Source organism: Streptomyces sp. CC228A, from assembly GCF_021390935.1.
Classification (GTDB): domain Bacteria; phylum Actinomycetota; class Actinomycetes; order Streptomycetales; family Streptomycetaceae; genus Streptomyces.
Genome location: NZ_JAJPUI010000006.1, coordinates 101,719 through 120,370, shown reverse-complemented (window position 1 = coordinate 120,370; position 18,652 = coordinate 101,719). Strand labels below are relative to the sequence as shown.

Below are 18,652 nucleotides of genomic sequence, written 5' to 3'. Positions count from 1 at the left end.
GGCGTGTGCGTGCCGTCGCGGCCCGTGTAGTACTCAGGACGGACGCGCCAGGACCCGTCTGCAAGCCGACGCGGGACCCGCGCCCGTCCCCGTACCGTTTCAGGCGTGAACGAGACGACGACGCGGCGCATACCCGCCGGGGGCCGCAGCCCCGAGTTCGACCACGCCATGGGGATACTCCAGAGCCTGCGCGCCGACCTGCTGGACGACGCGCTCGCGTACCGGCCGATGCCGCCGCTGCCCGCGGACGCCCGCCTGGTGCGGCGGCTGCCGCGCCGGATCCGCGGCTACGCGGTGTGGGCGCGGCACGCGGCGGTGGCGGCGGCCGCCCTGGTGACGCTCGCCGCGACGCACGAGATGGGCGTCTTCTTCGGGGCGGGCCTCCTCCCCGCGGCCGCGGTGCTGCTCACCCTGGTGCGGCCCGTGGCCGCGTTCTGGCTGTCGCTGGTGAGCCCGCTGCCGTACGCCTTCTTCGGGTCCAGCGGGGACGGCTGGCCGTGGCCGCCCGTCGTGTTCTTCGCGCACCTGGTGGTGATGACCGTGGTCGCGGCGCGCACCCGGCCGCGCACGGCGGCGTGGATGTGGCTGATGACCGGCGTGTTCGGCGCGTTCGCCGGGACCCTGTTCGGGTACGGGTACGGCAGCAACGCCGCCGCCCTGCTGTTCACGTCGGCCCTGGCCCTGCTGACGGTCACGCTGCTGCACGTGCGGCGCGAGGCGCAGCGCGAGGTCACGGCGGAGCGCTCGGTGACGGCGCAGGAGCGGTCGATGCGGACCCTGCTGGAGGAGCGGACCACGATCGCCCGGGAGCTGCACGACGTGGTGGCCCACCACATGTCGGTGGTCGCCATCCAGGCGGAGGCCGCGCCGTACCGGGTGGAGAACCCGCCGCCGGAGCTGGAGCAGGCGTTCGCGACGATCCGCGAGAACGCGGTGGCGGCGCTGACCGAGCTGCGCCGCGTCCTCGGAGTCGTACGGGCCGAGGACTACCAGGCCCCGGAGGCCCCGCAGCCGACGCTGGCCGACCTGGACGCGCTGCTGGCGAACGTGCGGGACGCCGGGCTCGCGGTCGACAAGACGGTGACCGGTGCGGTGCGGGAGCTGCCCCCGGGCGTGGAGCTGTCGGCGTACCGCATCGTGCAGGAGGCGCTGTCGAACGTGCTGCGGCACGCGCCGGGCGCCTCGGCCCGCGTCGAGCTGGGCTACGTCCTGGGCGGCCTGGGCCTGCGGGTGCTGAACGGACCGCCGAGGGGCCTGGTGAAGCCGTCGCCGGGCGCGGGCCACGGCATCACGGGCATGCGGGAACGGGTGGCGATGCTGAACGGCGAGCTGACCGCCGAGCCGGTGCAGGACGGCGGCTACGAGGTGGCGGCGTTCATCCCGGTCGCGAAGGAGGAGGCCGCGTGACGATCCGCGTCCTGGTCGTGGACGACCAGATGATGGTGCGGGAGGGCTTCTCGGTCCTCCTCAACGCGATGCCGGGCATCGAGGTGGTCGGCGAGGCCGTCAACGGCCGGGAGGCGATGGCGCGGGTCGAGGAGCTCGCCCCGGACGTCGTCCTGATGGACATCCGCATGCCGGAGATGAACGGCATCGAGGCGACCCGCCGGATCACGGCGTCGCAGACGCACGCGAAGGTGCTGGTGCTCACGACCTTCGACCTGGACGAGTACGTGTACGAGGCGCTGCGCGCGGGCGCGTCCGGGTTCCTGCTGAAGGACGCCTCCGCGCGCCAGCTCGCCGACGGTGTGCGGGTGGTCGCGGCGGGCGAGGCGCTGCTGGCGCCCACGGTCACCAAGCGGCTCATCACCGAGTTCGCGCAGCGCGCGGAGGTGCCGAGGGCGGCGGCGCTCAGCCAGGTGGGGGACCTGACGGAGCGCGAGACGGAGGTGCTGGTGCTGATCGCCCAGGGCCTGTCGAACGCCGAGATCGCCGCGCACCTGGTGGTGGCCGAGTCCACGATCAAGACCCATGTGAGCCGCATCCTCGTGAAGCTGGGCCTGCGGGACCGCACCCAGGCGGCGGTCTTCGCGTACGAGGCCCGGCTGGTCCAGCCGGGCAGGTAGCGCGGGCCGCGCCGCCGCTTCCGTACGGGAGCCGCGCGGGCGTGGCCCTGGCGTGTGCGGCCCGGGTGTGCGGGCGCGGCCCGTCGCGTACGGGAATCCCGCGGGCGCGCTGCCCGGATGCGGGGGAGCCGCGCGGGCGCTGCCCGTCGCATACGGGACTCCCGCGGGCGCGCTGCCCGGCGGATGCGGTATGTCGTGCAGGCGGGGTCCGTCCTGGCGGGCGGGGGAGTACCGTCCCGGCATGGACACCGCATTCGACCCCTGGTCGCCCGCCTTCGTCGCGGATCCGTACCCCGCGTACGCGGAGCTCCGAGCCGCGGGGCGCGTGCACTGGTTCGCGGCGAGCGGGCAGTACCTCGTCCCGCACCACGCGGACGTGTCCGCGCTGCTGCGGGACCGGCGGCTGGGGCGGACGTACCTGCACCGCTTCGGCCACGAGGAGTTCGGGCGCACCCCGCCGCCCCCGGAGCACGAGCCGTTCCACGTGCTGAACGGCCACGGGCTGCTGGACCTGGAGGGCCCGGACCACACGCGGATCCGGCGGCTCGTGTCGAAGGCGTTCACGCCCCGGACCGTGGAGCGGCTGAAGCCGACCGTGGAGCGGCTGGCCGCCGAACTCGTCGACGCGTTCGTGGCGGATGGGGGAGGGGACCTGCTGGCGCGGGTCGCGGAGCCGCTGCCGGTGGCGGTCATCGCGGAGATGCTCGGCATCCCGGCGGGCGACCGGCACCTGCTGCGACCCTGGTCGGCGGCCATCTGCGGGATGTTCGAGCTGCGTCCGGACGAGGAGACGGCGCGGCGGGCCGTCACCGCGTCCGCCGAGTTCTCCGGGTACCTGCGGGAGCTGATCGCCGCCCGCCGCAAGGCCCCCGGGGACGACCTGGTCTCCGCCCTCGTCGCCGCCCACGACGGCGGCGACCGGCTCAGCGAGCAGGAGATGGTGTCCACCTGCGTGCTGCTGCTGAACGCCGGGCACGAGGCCACCGTCAACACCACAGCCAACGGCTGGTGGACGCTGCTGCGCCACCCCGAGCAGCTCGCCGCGCTGCGCTCCGGCGAGGTGGCGCTGTCCACGGCCGTGGAGGAGCTGCTGCGCTACGACACGCCGCTGCAGATGTTCGAGCGCTGGGTCCTCGACGACATCGAGATCGGGGAGGTGACGGTGCCGCGCGGCTCCGAGGTCGCCCTGCTCTTCGGCTCAGCCCACCGGGACCCCGCGCGGTTCCCCGACCCGGACCGGCTCGACCTCGGGCGGGCCGACAACCCGCACCTCGCCTTCGGCGCGGGCATCCACTACTGCCTCGGCGCGCCGCTCGCCCGCATGGAGCTCACCGCGTCCTTCGGCGAGCTCCTGCGGCGGGCGCCCGCACTGCGGCTCGCACGGGAGCCGCAGTGGCAGGGCGGCTACGTGATCCGCGGCCTGAAGGAGCTGGTCGTCACCACGTGAGCCGTCCCGCCGCGAGCCGCCGCGATGCGGGCACCCGCCCCGCGAGCCGCCCGCCGCGAGCCGCCGCCCCGTGGGCCGTCACCACGTGAGCCGTCCCGCCGCGAGCCGCCGCGATGCGGGCACCCGCCCCGCGAGCCGCCCGCCGCGAGCCGTCGCCCCGTGGGCCGTGACCGCGCGAGCCGTCCCCGCTCCGGCCGTCACGACGTGACGAGGTCGCGGCGGCGCAGCCCCACCAGGCCCGCGGCCGTCAGCGCCGCCGCCAGGGCCAGCAGGACCACCACCGGCGTCCACGCCATGTCCGCGCCCGGCAGCTTCGGCAGGTGGCCGAACGGCGACAGGTTGAGCACGGCCTGCGGCAGGTTCAGCGCCGGTCCGATCCAGCCGATCGCCAGCGACAGGCCCGCCACCGCCCACGCGCCCACCGCCGCCCCCGGGAGCGCCCCGTGCAGCAGGACGGCGAGGGAGCCCAGCAGCCACACCGCCGGGAGCTGCACCGCCGCCGCGCCCAGGATCGGGCCGAGGTCCCTGCCGTACGTGAGGTACATCCCCGCCCCGGCCACCGCCATGATCAGCATCGGTCCCGCGAACGCGATCAGCAGGTGCCCGGCCGCCCACTCCAGCCGCCCCACGGCGCAGCCGAGCACCGGCTCGGCCCGCTGCGAGGTCTCCTCGCCGTGCAGCCGCAGCACCGCGGCGACCGCGTACAGCGACGCGACCATGCCGAACATGCCGAGCAGCGCCCCCAGGAACCCGTCGGTCAGGGCCTGCGCCCCGCCCACCCGCTCGAAGATCTCACGGGCCTGCGGGTTGTCGCCGACGAGGTCGGCGGCGCCTTCCACCATGCCGCCGAACACCAGCCCCGCCACCAGGAAGCCCAGCGTCCAGCCGAGCAGGCTGCCGCGCTGGAGCCGCCAGGCGAGGCCGCCCGCGGTCGCGAGGCGCCCCTCGGCGGGGCCGGGGCGGGACGCCACGAAGCTCATGCCGAGGTCGCGGCGGCCCGCCAGCGCGTACGCGGCGGCGCCCTGCGCCACGAACGCGGCGGCGGGCAGCAGCAGCACCCACCAGCGGTCCCCGGCGAAGGCCCGCACGTTCTCGGCCCAGCCGATCGGGGACAGCCAGGTCAGCGGTGAGCCGCCCGCGTCCTCGCCCGCGTCGCCCGCGGCGCGCAGCAGGAACGCGAAACCGAGCACCGCCGACGTGACGCCCTTGGCGAGCCGCGCACTCTCCGTCGCCTGCGCGACGATCGCCGCCATCGTGGCGAAGACCATGCCGGTCAGCCCCACGGCCAGGCCCAGCGCGAGGGCCCCTGCGGCGCCGCGCCCGGCCAGGCCCGCGGTGATGATCAGCGCGAGCGCCGTGTTCGCGACCAGCGCCGCCAGCAGGGCCGCCGTCAGCGGGGCCCGCCGGCCCACCATCGCCGACGACAGCAGCTCCTGCCGGCCGGTCTCCTCCTCCTCGCGGGTGTGCCGCACGACGACGACCAGGCTCATCACGGCGGCGAGCGTCGCCGCGAAGACGCCGAACCGCCAGGCGACCAGCGCGCCCACCGAGTCCCCGAAGACCGGGCCGTAGAGCGAGCGCAGCGAGGTGTTCGCCGACATGGACTGCGCGAGCCGGGCGCGGGACTCCGGGGTCTCGTACAGGGCCTCGATGGAGCCGCCGCCGCTCACCACCATCGTGCCGAGCACCAGCACCCACAGCGGCAGCATCACCCGGTCGCGGCGCAGCGCGAGCCGCAGCAGCGCGCCCGTGCCCGCCAGGTGCCGGGCCCGCCCGGGGGCCAGGGCCACGGCGGTCATCGGGTGGCCTCCCCGTCCTCGTAGTGGCGCAGGAACAGCTCTTCCAGCGTCGGTGGCGCGCTGACCAGCGACCGCACGCCGGTGTCGGTGAGCGAGCGCAGCACCGCGTCCAGCCCGTCCGAGTCGACCTGGAGCCGGACCCGCTGCCCGTCGACCTTCAGGTCGTGGACGCCCGGCAGGCGGGCGAGGCCGTCGGGCGGCCCGGCCAGTTCGGCTTCGACGCTGGTGCGGGTCAGGTGGCGCAGCTCGGCCAGTGAGCCGGACTCCACGGTGACGCCCTTGCGGATGATGCTGACCCGGTCGCAGAGGCTCTCCACCTCGCTGAGGATGTGCGAGGAGAGCAGCACGGTGCGGCCCCTGGCCTGCTCCTCGCGGACGCAGTCCTGGAAGACGCCCTCCATGAGCGGGTCGAGGCCGCTCGTCGGCTCGTCCAGGATCAGCAGGTCCACGTCGGACGCGAGGGCCGCGACCAGGGCCACCTTCTGCCGGTTGCCCTTGGAGTACGTGCGGCCCTTCTTCGTCGGGTCCAGCTCGAAGCGCTCGATCAGCCGGGCGCGCCGCGCCGGGTCGAGGCCGCCGCGCAGCCTGCCGTACAGGTCGATGACCTCCCCGCCGGAGAGGTTGCGCCACAGGGTCACGTCCCCGGGGACGTACGCCACCCGCCGGTGCAGCTCGACGGCGTCCCGCCAGGGGTCGCGGCCGAGCAGCCGCGCCGCGCCGGAGTCGGCCCGCAGGAGGCCGAGGAGGATGCGGACGGCGGTGGACTTCCCGGAGCCGTTGGGGCCGAGGAAGCCGTGGACCTCGCCGGTCGAGACGGTCAGGTCGAGACCGGCCAGCGCGTGCGTGCGCCCGAAGGACTTGTGCAGTCCGGCGACGGTGATGGCGTTCGTCATGCTTCGACGCTAGGCGGGTTTCACAAACTTGTGAAGTTAAGGAACTGTATAAAATCGGGGGTCGTGGCGGGACGCTCCGGACGACGGGAGACGATGGGCGCATGAGGAGCACGGGCGAGACGGCGCACGAGACCGCTGAGGGCGGCGAGCGGGACGCGGAGGCGGTCGGCCGCTTCCTGGAGCGCTTCGCCGGCGAGCTCACGCAGGCCGGCATGCCGCGCATGGCGTCCCGGGTCTTCGCCGCGCTGCTGGTCTCCGAGACCGGCGCCCTCACGTCCGCCGAGCTGGCGGAGCGGCTGCGGATCAGCCCGGCCGCCGTGTCGGGCGCCGTCCGCTACCTGACGCAGGTCAGCATGATCGGCCGCGAGCGGGACCCCGGCTCGCGCCGCGAGCGGTACGTCCTCCACGAGGAGATGTGGTACGAGGTCTTCACCCGGCGCGACCAGGTGCTGGCCCGCTGGGAGAACACCCTGCGGGAAGGCGCCGACACGCTGGGCCGGGGCACGCCCGCGGGGGAGCGGATCGCGGAGACGGCCGAGTTCTTCGCGTTCCTGCACCAGGAGATGGCGCAGATCATGGCCCGCTGGCGGGCCCGCAAGGCGAGCTGACGCCCGCCGCAGGGACCGGGCCGGCTTGGGGGGGGTGCCTCTATGTCTTTCGTCAAGGCACCTCTGTCGGGTTTCGGGTGGTTCGGGCTTGCTGAAGCTATGCGGCGAGTTCGACGTCCGTCGGTGTCCGGGGTTCGTAGAAGGTGCCGTCGCGGAGCATGGCGAACAGGACGCTGATGCGTTGGCGGGCGAGGCGGAGGAGTGCCTGGGTGTGGGTTTTGCCGCGGGCTCGTTGCTTGTCGTAGTAGGTGCGGGAGGCCGGGTCGGCGTTCATGCAGGCGAAGGCCGAGAGGAACATCGCCCGTTTGAGCTGCCGGTTTCCGCCTCGGGGTGCGTGTTCGCCGTGGATCGAGGTCCCGGACTGCTTCGTGGTGGGTGCGAGGCCGGCGTAGGAGGCGAGGTGGGCGGCGGTGGGGAAGCTGGTGCCGTCGCCGACGGTAACCAGCAGGACGGCGGCGGTCCTGACGCCGACGCCGGGCATCGACGTCAGGACCGGGGAAAGAGGGTGAGCCTCCAGCAGAGCGTTGATCTGGGCTTCCATCGCCCGGCGCTGGGTGTGAACAGCGGTGAGCGAGGCGGCCAGGGAGGGGATCACGATGTCGAGGGTGCCGGTGCCCGGGACCACGACGGTCTGTTCGTCGAGCGCGTCGAAGACGTCGTCGATCAGCCGGGTGGCCATGCGCGGGGCCTTCGGGCGGATCAGCTCCACGAGTCTGCGGCGGCCTGCCTTGCGCAGGGCGGCCGGGGATCCGTAGCGCTCCAGCAACCAGGTCACGGCCTGGTGGTCCAGGCGCGGGCCCAGGACGCGCTCCAGCGAGGGGTGGAACTGGGTGAGCAGACCGCGTATCCGGTTGGAGGTGCGGGTGGCCTCGGCGGCGAGGTCCTGGTCGAAGCCGACGAGCACGGTGAGCTCGGCAGTGATCTCGTCGGTCAGTTCCAGCGAGCGCAGGGTGTGCGGCATAGTCCGTGCGGCGTCCGCGATGACGGCGGCGTCTTTGGCGTCGGTCTTGGCCTCGCCCGGGTAGAGGTCGGCGATCCGGCGCATCGCGAGTCCGGGCAGGTAGGCGACCTGGCAGCCGGCGTCGCGGGCGACGGTCAGCGGCAGGGCGCCGATGGAGGCGGGCTGGTCCACGATCACCAGGACGGTGCCGAACTTGTCGCGCAGCTTGTCGAAGACGGCCCGCAGCCTGGGCTCGCTGTTGGGCAGCGGTTTGTCGAAGACCTTCTTCCCGCCCGGGGTGAGCCCATGACCGTGGTGGGCACTCTTGCCGACGTCCAGGCCCAGGAACACGCCCACGTCTTCGATCTCGAACATCGTGCCCCTTCCCAGGGGGTGTTGGCGGTGCCGGCCTCGGCTCGGGTGTCGTGCTCGCGCATCCACGTTATGCAGACCTGCCGCCCGCGAACTGTCCGGCATTGCGCCGGACCGGACGGTGGCCGGACCTCTGATCAGCGTCTCCGACGAACACCCCCGGACCCGGTGACACCACCCCCCAGGTCATGCCTTCGACAGGGGGCAACAGTCATGCCGGGCCCGGAGGCCAGCGGCCCCGTTGCGGAGCCGCAGAAAACATAACGGGGGGCGGCGGGCGCGTGAGGTCGGCGTCCCGCGGGGACCCCGGGGGCCCGCCGTGGCCCGGGCGGGCCCGCGGTGGCCTCGGGCGGGGCCCGCGATGGCCTTGGCCGGGGCCCGCAGGGCCGCCTGACGTGGGGCGACCCGGCCGGGGTCCGCGAGGGCGGACGGGGTCCGCGAGGGCGGACTGGGTCCGCGAGATCGGCCGGTTCCCGAGCCCGGCGGGCCCGGAGGGCGGCCTTCGGGGCTTCCGCCGCCGCCGGGAAGGCGGGAACGGTCGCGCAGACGCCCAGACGCCCAGACGCCCAGACGCCCAGACGCCCAGACGCCCAGACGCCCAGACGCCCAGACGCCCAGACGCCCAGACGCCCAGACGCCCAGACGCCCAGACGCCCAGACGCGCAGGCCGGAGCCGCGTCAGCCCCGCCACGTGGGCCGGAGCCGCGTCAGCCCCGACGCGCAGGCCGTAGCCGCGTCAGCCCCGATACGCAGGTCGGAGCCGGGTCAGCCCCGACGCGTGGGCCGGAGCCGCGTCAGCGTCGGCCCCGCAGCCCCGCAGCCCCGCAGCCCCGCAGCCCCGCAGTCCGCACCCCACACCCCGCAAATCGCGGCGGCGTCGGCGCGCGGGATCAGGAGGCTTCCGGGGCGAGGGCCGGGGACGGGACCAGCAGGGACCAGGACGCGGCGTGCAGCGTCCACGTACGGGTCTCCAGCGGGCCCCTGACCTGCCCGTCCGCGTGGTAGCGGAAGTCCGCCCCGGGCGCGGCCGAGACGCGGACCGCCCTCGCCGTGTGCCGGACCGGCGCCCCGGCGCGCGGGTGGACCTCCACCACCGCGACACCGTCCTCCGCCGCCACCGCCACGCCCGCCACCGGATCCTCCACGTCGCAGACCACCCGCCCGTCCGCCTCCACCCGCAGCCGGTGCCCCCGCATCTGCGGCACCCGCGCCGCGGGCGGCTGCGGGCCCACCAGGGTGCGGACCAGGGTCCTCGCCGTGCCCCACACCGTGTGCGTGGGGTCCTCCGGCGCGACCGGCACCGCCGCCGTCCCGTCGGGGATGCGCAGCCCGCCCACCACGACACCGCCGTCCTCGTCCACCAGCAGGTCCAGCCGCCGCTCCACCCCGTCCAGCACCGCCCGCGCCGCCGTCACCGCGCCCAGCGGCGCACCCAGCGCCGCCGCGAGCCGCACGGTGTCGTCAGGACCGACCGGCACCAGCGCCAGGGGCTCCCCGTCCAGCTTCGCCGTCGCGGTGCAGCAGCCGCACGGCGTGCACCAGGGCCCGGTCGTCGCCGACGACCACGGGCCGCCGCCCGCCGCGCCGGGCCAGCGCCCGCGCGAACTCCTCCCGGGTCGCCGGGAGGCACACCTTCGCGGCGGCGCCGCCGCACAACACGTCCTTCGCGATCCGCACGGACTCGCCGTCGCAGCGGCGGGCGACCGGGTCGATGACCACCAGGAGCTGGTCGGGAGCCGACACCTCGGTCCTTCCTCGGGTAGCATCTTTGTGCAAGAGCCCCTTGCGCCGTCGAGCCAGGGGCTTCGTCTATTCCGGGGCACCGGTTCAGCGGTTCCAGGCTGCTGTCGTACACCGCCGTACGACAATTTGCGCCCCTGGCCTTGGACATGCCCCGCCCGGAAGGGGTGTACGCCTGTGCCCGCACTTGTGCTGCTCGGTGCTCAGTGGGGTGACGAGGGCAAAGGAAAGGCCACCGACCTCCTCGGTGGATCCGTCGACTACGTGGTGCGCTACCAGGGCGGTAACAACGCCGGTCACACGGTCGTCGTAGGCGACCAGAAGTACGCGCTCCACCTCCTTCCCTCCGGGATCCTCTCCCCGGGATGCACCCCGGTGATCGGAAACGGTGTCGTCGTCGACCCGGCGGTCCTGCTCTCCGAGCTGAGCGGGCTCAACGATCGCGGCGTGGACACCAGCAAGCTGCTGATCAGCGGCAACGCGCACCTGATCACGCCGTACAACGTCACCCTCGACAAGGTGACGGAACGGTTCCTCGGCAAGCGCAAGATCGGCACGACCGGCCGCGGCATCGGCCCGACGTACGCCGACAAGATCAACCGTGTGGGCATCCGCGTCCAGGACCTCTACGACGAGTCGATCCTCACCCAGAAGGTCGAGGCGGCCCTGGAGGTCAAGAACCAGCTCCTCGCCAAGCTCTACAACCGGCGGGCGATCGAGTCCTCCAAGATCGTGGAGGAGATGCTCCAGTACGCGGAGCAGATCAGGCCGTACGTCGCGGACACCACGCTGATCCTGAACAACGCCATCGACGAGGGCAAGGTCGTCCTCTTCGAGGGCGGTCAGGGCACCCTCCTCGACGTCGACCACGGCACGTACCCCTTCGTGACCTCGTCGAACCCGACCTCCGGCGGTGCCTGCACCGGTGCCGGCGTCGGCCCGACGAAGATCAGCCGCGTCATCGGCATCCTGAAGGCGTACACGACCCGCGTCGGCGCCGGCCCGTTCCCGACGGAGCTCTTCGACGAGGACGGCGAGGCGCTGCGGCGCATCGGCGGCGAGCGCGGTGTCACCACCGGCCGCGACCGCCGCTGCGGCTGGTTCGACGCGGTCATCGCCCGCTACGCCACCCGCGTGAACGGCCTGACCGACTTCTTCCTCACGAAGCTGGACGTGCTGACCGGCTGGGAGCAGATCCCGGTGTGCGTCGCGTACGAGATCGACGGCAGGCGCGTGGAGGAGCTGCCGTACTCGCAGACGGACTTCCACCACGCGAAGCCGGTCTACGAGTACCTGCCGGGCTGGTCCGAGGACATCTCGAAGGCCAAGACCTTCGCCGAGCTGCCGAAGAACGCGCAGGCGTACGTCAAGGCGCTGGAGGAGATGTCCGGCGCGCCGATCTCCGCGATCGGCGTCGGCCCGGGCCGCGACGAGACGATCGAGATCAACTCGTTCCTGTAGGCCGGTGAGACCGGCGGACCGGTGAGGCCAGTGGGCCGGTGAGACCGGTGGCCGTGAGGTCGTGAGGCCGTGAAGTCGTGAGCGGAGGCTCGGGGAGCAGCGCCCCGGGCCTCCGCTCGCTCCGTTCCGCGGGCCGGTCCGTCAGTACTTGCGGGCGAACACGGCGTACGACGTGTCCTCGCCGAACGGGGCGGACAGCAGCCGCTCCTTGCCGTCGACGCGTTCCACCCGCAGCACTCCCGAGCTGCTCGGCGCGGCGTTGAGGGAGTTCTGCCGGCACTCCCTGTCGGACGCGTCCGCGTCCAGTTGCATCGGCCCGACGAGCAGCAGGTCGCCGCTGCCCGCGAGGACGCCCGTGCTCGCGCAGGTGAGGGTGCGGCCGGTCCGCTCGCCGGTCTCCTCGTCCAGTTCGGGGTTGCTCTGCTCCAGCCGCAGCACCGGTGCGCCGATCGGGCCCTGCGTGATCACGAGCCGCTCGTTGTAGAGGTCCGTCGGCGTGTCCGGCACCTCCTCGTCCGCTCTCCGCTCCCAGGTGCCGACGAACCGCTCCGGTACGACCTCCGGGCCGGACTCCACCTTGCGGAGCGTCGCGCCGGCCGCCCCGGACCGCCACTCGACGACCTGCGCGGAGCGCAGGGTCAGGGTGTGGCGCGGGGCGGGCGTGCAGCGCTCGGCGGGCAGGCTGAGGGTCACGTCGCTCCCGATCAGGGTGATGCTCCGGCCGTCGCCGCCGCGGCCCGTCACCGCGGAGCGGCCCATGCACAGCCGCTCCGCGGTGAGATGGCTGGAGGACACGGACGTGCCGCCGGGGCCGATCTCGATGCGCAGCGTCTCCTCCGGGTGGTCGGCGGCGCCGCGGATGGCGCCTTCCCAGGCCCCGGCGAACGCGGCGGGCACCTCCGTCCCGCCTCCCGTCCCGCTGCCCGTGCCGGTCCCGGTGCCGGTCGCGCTTCCGCCCTCCGCCCCGCCCGGGGTGCCCCGCTCCGGCCAGTACGCGACGGCGAGGGCCGTGCCGCCGAGGGCGAGCGCGAGGGCCGCGCAGGCCCCGACCAGCAGGTTCCGGCGCCGGGGCGGGCGCGGCCCGGGGGCCGGGCCCGCGTCGGCGGGGGTGTCCGCGCGGGGGTCGAGTGCGGCCGGGTGGTCCGTGGGCGTCGGGTCGCCGTCCGCGTCGAGCAGCCGGGCGGCGTGGCGGCCGAGCCCGGCGAGCACCTCGGTGGGCAGCCATGTGCCGGTCGGCGCGCCCTCGTGACCGGCCGGGCCGTCGGCACCGTCGGCGGCCTCGTCGGCGGCCCGCGCCAGCTCCCCGGCGGTCGGCCGGTCGGCGGGGTCCTTGGCGAGGCAGGACCGTACGAGCCCGTCCAGTTCCGGCGGCAGTCCCTCCAGGTCGGGTTCGTCGTGCGCGATGCGGAACATCATGGCGTGGACCCCGCTGTCGGCGGTGCCGAAGGGGGCGCGGCCGGTCGCCGCGTACGCCAGGACGGAGCCGAGGCAGAAGAGGTCCGACGCCGGGGTCAGCCGCTCGCCGCGCACCTGCTCGGGCGACATGAACCCGGGGGAGCCGACGACGGCCCCGGTGCTCGTCAGGCCGCCGTCCGTGACCGTGTCCACGGCCCGGGCGATGCCGAAGTCGATGATGCGGGGGCCGTCGACGGCGAGGAGGACGTTCGCGGGCTTCAGGTCCCGGTGGATCAGTCCGGCGGCGTGGACGCGCTCCAGGGCGCGGGCCAGTCCGGCGGCGAGGACGCGGACGGTCCCGGCGGGCAGCGGGCCGTACTCGGAGCCGACGACGGCCTTCAGGGAGGGCCCCGCCACGTACCCGATCGCCACCCAGGGGGCCTCCGCCTCCGTGTCGGCGCCCAGGACGGGGGTGGTGCCGGAGCCGCCGACCTTCCGCAGGGCGGCCACCTCGCGGGCGAACCGTCGCCGGAACTCGTCCTGCGCCGCCAGCTCGGGGTGGACCACCTTGACGGCGACGGTGCGGCCGCCCGCGGAGCGCGCGAGGTAGACGCGGCCCATGCCGCCGGTGCCGAGCCTGCCGAGGAGGCGGAAGGGGCCGATCGTGGCGGGGTCTTCGGGGGTCAGGGCTTCCACGTCCGGATCCTCGCACAGCGGGCGTGCCGCGAAACGGGCGGAGCCGGGTGAGGGCGCGCGGGGCGCGGCCCGCGGGGGTGCGAGGCCGCCTGGCCGTCAGGTGTGCGGGGCCGGGTGCGGCGGGAGGGCTCCTGGTCGTCGGGTGTGCGGGGCCGGGTGCGGCGGGAGGGCTCCTGGCCGTCAGGTGTGGGCCGCCGGGTGCCGAGGGCCGTCGGGCATCCGCGGGCAGCGCGGCCGCGGGCGAACCGCCGGGCGGCACAGCCTCGCGCGGCCCGTCGATTTCCGGTCCAGACCTTGACAGGTCCAGACCAATCCCGGGAGGGTGTGCGGCACCCCCACACGAAGGAGTGATGTCATGTCACGACGCTTCGGAGCGGTGCTGGCCGCCTTCGCCATGGCGCTCGGCTTCGCCGCCCTCCTCCCCGCCGGTCCCGCGCACGCCGCCGAGTGCGCCGCCCCCTGGAGCTCCTCGTCGGTCTACTGGGGCGGGAACTCCGCCTCGTACGGCGGACGCAACTGGCAGGCCAAGTGGTGGACCCAGAACGAGCGTCCCGGCTCCGCCGACGTCTGGGCCGACCAGGGTGCCTGCGGCTCCGGCAGCCCCGACCCCGGTGACCCGGGCGACCCGGACCCGTCGGGCTTCGTCGTCTCCGAGGCGCAGTTCCAGCAGATGTTCCCGAACCGGAACCCGTTCTACACGTACAGCGGCCTGAAGGCGGCTCTCGCCGCGTACCCGGCGTTCGCGAACACCGGCGGCGCCACGGTCAGCAAGCAGGAGGCGGCGGCGTTCCTGGCGAACGTCAGCCACGAGACGGGCGGCCTGGTCCACATCGTGGAGCAGAACACCGCCAACTACCCCCACTACTGCGACAGCGGCCAGCCCTACGGCTGCCCGGCCGGGCAGGCCGCGTACTACGGCCGGGGCCCGATCCAGCTCAGCTGGAACTTCAACTACAAGGCGGCGGGCGACGCCCTCGGCATCGACCTGCTGCGCGACCCGTACCGCGTCGAGCGCGACGCGGCCGTCGCCTGGAAGACGGCGCTCTGGTACTGGAACACCCAGTCCGGTCCCGGCACGATGACCGGCCACCACGCGATGGTCACCGGCGCGGGCTTCGGCCAGACGATCCGCTCCATCAACGGCGCCCTCGAATGCGACGGCCGCAACCCGGCCCAGGTGCAGAGCCGCGTCACGAAGTACCAGCAGTTCACGCAGATCCTCGGCGTCCCGACGGGCGCGAACCTGTACTGCTGACCCGCCCCCTGGCCCGCAGGGCCCCCCGGGGCGCCTCCCCGCCCCTGACACTGCGGCGGCCGCCGACTGACGCGGCCGCCGCAGCGTGCTTGCAGGCCCGTGCGGGCAACGGGCCGCGGGTGGCGTACGGGTCCGGCTGCCGGGCGGGCCCGCCGGTGCCGCCGGGGGTCAGTCCCCGGGCCCGGCGCGCCCGTCGCGGGCGGCCGTGTGCTCCAGGACCGCCGCGCCCGGCGGGGCGACGCGCGACCGGTCAGACGAACACCAGGCGCACGACCGTGACGGTCAGGACGCTGCGGCTGACGTAGTAGCGGATCACCACACCCGACACGGTGGCCTCGCGGCGGTCCTCGTCGCGGTCTATCGGCGCGGAGCCGTGCCCGTACGGGTCGGGGGCCAGCCACGCGAGCATCCCCGCGTCGAAGCGGGCGCGCAGCTGCGCCTCCATCGAGTCCAGGGCCAGGTCCGCGGGAGGTGCGTACTGGAGGCGGTACCCGGTCACGCGCCGACGTCCTCGCCGCGCGCCAGGCGCGCGAACAGCTCCGCGTCCTCCGCGTCCGCGTCCGTCGTCGACAGCGCCCACCGGGCCAGCGTCAACGGCAGCTCGGCGACCGGGACATGCGGGATCTCCGCGTCGAACGCCTTCGCCCGGTCCTCGTCCAGCGCGGCGCGGATGGCGGCGATGGTGCCGGGCAGCTCCACGAGCTGCCCGGCGATGACGGTTCTCAAGAACCCGTGGCGCCCGCGAGGAACGCCACCCAGGCCGACGGGGCGACGGCGAACGTCCCGCCGTCGGGGTTCTTGGAGTCCCGCACGTGCACCGCCTCGGCGCAGGCGGCGACCTCGACGCACTCGCCGCCGCTTGAGCTGCTGCGGATCGACTTGCGCCAGGGGGCGGACACTTCCACGCAGTTGCCGCCGCTGTCACTGCTGTACGACGACGTGCGCCAGTCGAAGGCCACCTCGACGCAGTCGCCACCGCTGCCGCTGCTGTAACTCGACTTGAACCACTGGAGCGTGCTGCTCATGGCTGCTCTCCTGCCAACCGCTCGATGAGACCCAGCGATTCCCTCGGATCCAGGGCCTGTGCCCGGATCCTCGCATACCGCTGCATGTACGTGCTCACCTTCGCCGGGTCGCTGATCAGGAGGCTCTCGTCCTGGGGCTCCAGGTACACCACGTGCTGGTGCTCCGGGGTCTCCAGGACGTTGAGCTGGCCTCGGTCTCCTGCGTACTCGCCGTGCAGCCCGCAGTCCAGGGGCAGTACTTGGATCGTTACGTTTCGCTTCCGGGCATACGCCGCGAGGTGCTGCAACTGCCCCCGCATGGACTCCTGGCTGCCGATGGAGCGGTGGAGGGCCGCCTCATCCAGCACCAGCTCGATGTGGGCGACCGGATCGCGGTCGAAGATCTCCTTCCGGGCCATCCTGGCATCCACCAGCTCTTCCACGCGCTCCTCGGAGACGATGGGGAAGCTGCCCCGGATCAGCGCCCGTGCGTACTCCTCCGTCTGGAACAGCCCGTGGATCACCGGCGTCGCGAAGAGGTGCAGGCTCACCGCCTCGCGCTCCAGCAGGGCGTACTTCTTGAACTGCTGCGGGTACTTCTCCACCCGCATCGGCACCCGCGCCTCCTCGAAGAAGCCCATGCCGCCGCCGATGGACTGCTCCAGCTTGACGAGCATCTGGTCGCTCGCGGGCTGGGCGCAGGTCTCCACGCCGCTGACGGCCGCGCCGGAGTAGCCGATCAGCTCGCCCAGCTCCTCCTGTGTGAGGCCCTTCCGCTTGCGCAATTCGCGCGTCATGTGCGCGACGAGCCTGGCTGTCGGGGTGGCATTTTCCTTGTTCTCGCGACCCGCCATTTCCGCTCCCCACTCGGACTCTACCGGTCTCAACCGGACTCAACCGATCGCCGTCGATTTTGACTGCCTGACAGGGTGTCACCGCAGGTCAAGCGGGCAATGACAACTGTCCGGCAGGTAAGGGAGACGGTAGCGACAAGGGCCCACAATGGTCCTGTGAATGCTTCGATTCGCCGGGGAGAACTCGGCTGGGTCCCCGCCTCCGGTATCCAATTGCGGAAGGCGGGCGTGCAATTCGACGCCGTGCGTGTGGACGGGGACGACGGGCGCCGGGTGGCCGGGTGCCTGGAGCGGATGACCAACGGCGACCCGGGGCCGATCGTGGCCGAGGGGAACGGCCGGCGCGGTACGTACTTCCTGCTGCCGCCCGGCAGCACCGTGCGGAACCGCTGGCCGGCCGCGGCCGTGCGGTTCAACGGGGCGGGCCCGGAGCGCAGTTACGTGCCGGTGCCCGCGCTGTCCGGTGACACGTGGCCGCTGTCGTGGCTGTGCCCGCCCACGGAACCGGGGCGGTTCGTGCACCCGCTGCTGCTGTGCAACGCGATCGTGGCGGTGCTGGTGGTGGCCCCGGCGGCGGAGGAGTACGTGCGGCGGGCGGCCGGTGCCCACTCCCCGGAGGGGTGAGCGGACGGGCCGCGGACCCCGCCGCACCCGTCCCCGTCATTCCCCACGGGCCCGGCGGGCCCGCGCCACGACCACCGTCGCGTCCCGCTCGCCGCAGGTCAGGACGCGCGCCTCCAGGGCCCCGGCGGAAGCGTCCCGGACCGCGCGCACCGCGGCGGCGGCCTGGCGGTCGCTCGTCTCGAAGAGCAGCACGCCCCCGGGTGCCAGCCAGGCGGGGGCGTCGGCCGCCACGCGGCGGGCCACGTCCAGACCGTCCGGACCGCCGTCGAGGGCGACGGCGGACTCGTGCAGCCGGGCCTCCGGCGGCAGCAGCGGGAGGTCGGCGGTCGGGACGTACGGGACGTTCGCGATCAGGACGTCCACGCGGCCCCGCAGCGCCGGGGGCAGCGCCGCGAACAGGTCGCCCTCGTGCGCGGTCCCGCCCACCGGCGCCAGGTTGCGGCGGGCGCAGCGCACCGCGGCCGGATCGATGTCGGCCGCGTGCACGGCGGCCCGCCCGCCGAGCGCGGCGGCCAGCGCGGCGCCCAGGGCGCCCGTGCCGCAGCACAGGTCCACCACCAGGGGGCGGGCGGGGCCAGCTCGGCCGCCCGCTCGACGAGGAACTCCGTGCGGCGGCGCGGCACGAACACGCCGTCGTCGACGGCCACCCGCAGGCCGCCGAACGCGGCCCAGCCGACGACGTGCTCCAGCGGGTGGCCGCGGGCCCGGCGCGCCACCATGGCGTCCAGCTCGTCGGGCGTGCGGGCGGCGGCGAGGAGCAGCGCGGCCTCCTCCTCCGCGAACACGCAGCCCGCCGTGCGGAGGCGGGCGGCGAGGGCGTCGGCCGGGATCAAGCGGTGAGCTCCTCGTACGCCGCCGGGTCCGAGTCGTGGAAGAGGCGGAACCACGCGTCCAGCCTGCCGCCCTCGAAGGCCCCCATCCGGCCGAGGACCTCGCGGGCGAACGCCACGGGCTCGGTCGCGCCCGCCGTGATCAGGTCGCCGTCCGCGACCGCGTCGGCCTCCACGTAGTGCTGCGCGGCCCGGTAGCCGGTCGCGGCGAGGCAGGGGCCGAAGGAGCCGGTGTGCGGACGGTCGTCGAGCAGGCCCTCGCGGGCCAGGCCCGCCGTCGCGCCGCAGATCGCGGCGACCGGCACGCCCGCGTCCGGGAACGCGCGGGCCTTCGCCGCGAAGGGGGCCAGGTCGTCGCCCGCGTCCCACAGGTCGGCGCCGGTCGGCATGAGCAGGGAGCTGTCCTCGGGGCGCAGGTCCGCCAGGGCCAGGCCGGGGATGACGCGCAGCCCGCCGATGCCGGTGACGGGCGCCGCCGAGGGACCGACCGTGCGGACCTCGTGGCCGGTCCTGGCCGGACAGGCTGTGGCGTGGCCGGTCTCCCAGTCGGCGAAGGCGTCGTGAACGGCCAGGTGGACGGGGTTGCGGGCGGTGGCGCCGGTGGTGCCGGGCGCGTCGGCGGACATCGCGACCTCCTGGTTGCCGGTGGCCGGGGGCGACACTGTGCC

16 protein-coding genes and 2 pseudogenes are annotated in these 18,652 nt (G+C 74.3%); 7 read left to right on the top strand and 11 right to left on the bottom strand.

The window, feature by feature from the left end:
- Positions 1–105 precede the first annotated feature (105 nt).
- The 3 genes from L6E17_RS18320 (at position 106) to L6E17_RS18310 (ending at position 3,513) form a co-directional block, all read left to right on the top strand.
- Complete coding sequence (locus tag L6E17_RS18320) at positions 106–1,407, top strand: sensor histidine kinase (protein ID WP_236241829.1); 1,302 nt, start codon at positions 106–108, stop codon at positions 1,405–1,407.
- Entirely contained in the window at positions 1,404–2,066 is a 663-nt protein-coding gene (locus L6E17_RS18315) for a response regulator transcription factor (RefSeq protein ID WP_308315898.1), read from the top strand. Before L6E17_RS18320 ends, L6E17_RS18315 begins: the two co-directional genes overlap by 4 nt.
- A gap of 241 nt (positions 2,067–2,307) precedes the next feature.
- Positions 2,308–3,513, top strand: a complete 1,206-nt coding sequence (locus L6E17_RS18310) for a cytochrome P450 (protein WP_236241828.1) — start codon at positions 2,308–2,310, stop codon at positions 3,511–3,513.
- A 197-nt stretch (positions 3,514–3,710) separates the two neighbouring features.
- On the opposite strand, the gene L6E17_RS18305 is transcribed toward L6E17_RS18310, so the two are convergent.
- Positions 3,711–5,312, bottom strand: coding sequence for an ABC transporter permease (locus L6E17_RS18305; RefSeq protein ID WP_236241827.1), 1,602 nt, complete (start codon positions 5,310–5,312; stop codon positions 3,711–3,713).
- Positions 5,309–6,205, bottom strand: coding sequence for an ABC transporter ATP-binding protein (locus L6E17_RS18300; protein WP_236241826.1), 897 nt, complete (start codon positions 6,203–6,205; stop codon positions 5,309–5,311). The genes L6E17_RS18305 and L6E17_RS18300 overlap by 4 nt, the downstream gene beginning before the upstream one ends.
- Before the next feature lie 101 nt (positions 6,206–6,306).
- On the opposite strand from L6E17_RS18300, the gene L6E17_RS18295 reads away from it, so the two are divergent.
- The gene (locus L6E17_RS18295; RefSeq protein ID WP_236241825.1) at positions 6,307–6,813 is read left to right on the top strand and encodes a GbsR/MarR family transcriptional regulator; all 507 of its coding nucleotides are present in this window, start codon (positions 6,307–6,309) and stop codon (positions 6,811–6,813) included.
- Between the two features lie 97 nt (positions 6,814–6,910).
- Here the strand turns inward: L6E17_RS18295 and L6E17_RS18290 are convergent, their stop codons facing one another.
- Both L6E17_RS18290 and L6E17_RS18285 read right to left on the bottom strand, forming a co-directional pair.
- On the bottom strand, positions 6,911–8,128 hold the full coding sequence (locus tag L6E17_RS18290) for an IS110 family transposase (RefSeq protein ID WP_236238829.1): 1,218 nt from the start codon (positions 8,126–8,128) through the stop codon (positions 6,911–6,913).
- Between the two features lie 887 nt (positions 8,129–9,015).
- Positions 9,016–9,868 (bottom strand): annotated as a pseudogene (locus L6E17_RS18285) (diacylglycerol kinase).
- A 174-nt stretch (positions 9,869–10,042) separates the two neighbouring features.
- On the opposite strand from L6E17_RS18285, the gene L6E17_RS18280 reads away from it, so the two are divergent.
- Positions 10,043–11,326, top strand: a complete 1,284-nt coding sequence (locus tag L6E17_RS18280; protein WP_236241824.1) for an adenylosuccinate synthase — start codon at positions 10,043–10,045, stop codon at positions 11,324–11,326.
- Positions 11,327–11,467: 141 nt separating this feature from the next.
- Here the strand turns inward: L6E17_RS18280 and L6E17_RS18275 are convergent, their stop codons facing one another.
- A complete protein-coding gene (locus tag L6E17_RS18275; protein WP_236241823.1) occupies positions 11,468–13,417 on the bottom strand; it encodes a serine/threonine-protein kinase in 1,950 nt (649 codons plus the stop codon).
- A 355-nt stretch (positions 13,418–13,772) separates the two neighbouring features.
- Between L6E17_RS18275 and L6E17_RS18270 the strand changes: the two genes are divergently transcribed.
- Positions 13,773–14,672, top strand: a complete 900-nt coding sequence (locus L6E17_RS18270; RefSeq protein WP_236241822.1) for a glycoside hydrolase family 19 protein — start codon at positions 13,773–13,775, stop codon at positions 14,670–14,672.
- Between the two features lie 250 nt (positions 14,673–14,922).
- Here L6E17_RS18270 and L6E17_RS18265 read toward each other — a convergent pair whose 3' ends face one another.
- Genes L6E17_RS18265 through L6E17_RS18250 form a run of 4 tightly spaced genes read right to left on the bottom strand, consistent with a single transcriptional unit; the run spans position 14,923 to position 16,530 of the window.
- A complete protein-coding gene (locus L6E17_RS18265; protein ID WP_236242119.1) occupies positions 14,923–15,117 on the bottom strand; it encodes a hypothetical protein in 195 nt (64 codons plus the stop codon).
- Between the two features lie 50 nt (positions 15,118–15,167).
- The gene (locus tag L6E17_RS18260; protein WP_071263700.1) at positions 15,168–15,398 is read right to left on the bottom strand and encodes a hypothetical protein; all 231 of its coding nucleotides are present in this window, start codon (positions 15,396–15,398) and stop codon (positions 15,168–15,170) included.
- Positions 15,395–15,697, bottom strand: coding sequence for a DUF397 domain-containing protein (locus L6E17_RS18255; protein WP_236241821.1), 303 nt, complete (start codon positions 15,695–15,697; stop codon positions 15,395–15,397). Before L6E17_RS18255 ends, L6E17_RS18260 begins: the two co-directional genes overlap by 4 nt.
- The gene (locus tag L6E17_RS18250) at positions 15,694–16,530 is read right to left on the bottom strand and encodes a helix-turn-helix transcriptional regulator (protein WP_236241820.1); all 837 of its coding nucleotides are present in this window, start codon (positions 16,528–16,530) and stop codon (positions 15,694–15,696) included. The genes L6E17_RS18255 and L6E17_RS18250 overlap by 4 nt, the downstream gene beginning before the upstream one ends.
- Positions 16,531–16,758: 228 nt before the next feature.
- Here L6E17_RS18250 and L6E17_RS18245 point away from each other — a divergent pair, with 228 nt between their 5' ends.
- A complete protein-coding gene (locus L6E17_RS18245; RefSeq protein WP_374109083.1) occupies positions 16,759–17,154 on the top strand; it encodes a hypothetical protein in 396 nt (131 codons plus the stop codon).
- A gap of 36 nt (positions 17,155–17,190) precedes the next feature.
- Here L6E17_RS18245 and L6E17_RS18240 read toward each other — a convergent pair.
- A pseudogene (locus tag L6E17_RS18240) lies at positions 17,191–17,987 on the bottom strand (putative protein N(5)-glutamine methyltransferase).
- Positions 17,984–18,610, bottom strand: a complete 627-nt coding sequence (locus L6E17_RS18235) for a DJ-1/PfpI family protein (RefSeq protein WP_236242117.1) — start codon at positions 18,608–18,610, stop codon at positions 17,984–17,986. Before L6E17_RS18235 ends, L6E17_RS18240 begins: the two are co-directional and overlap by 4 nt.
- Positions 18,611–18,652: the final 42 nt, after the last annotated feature.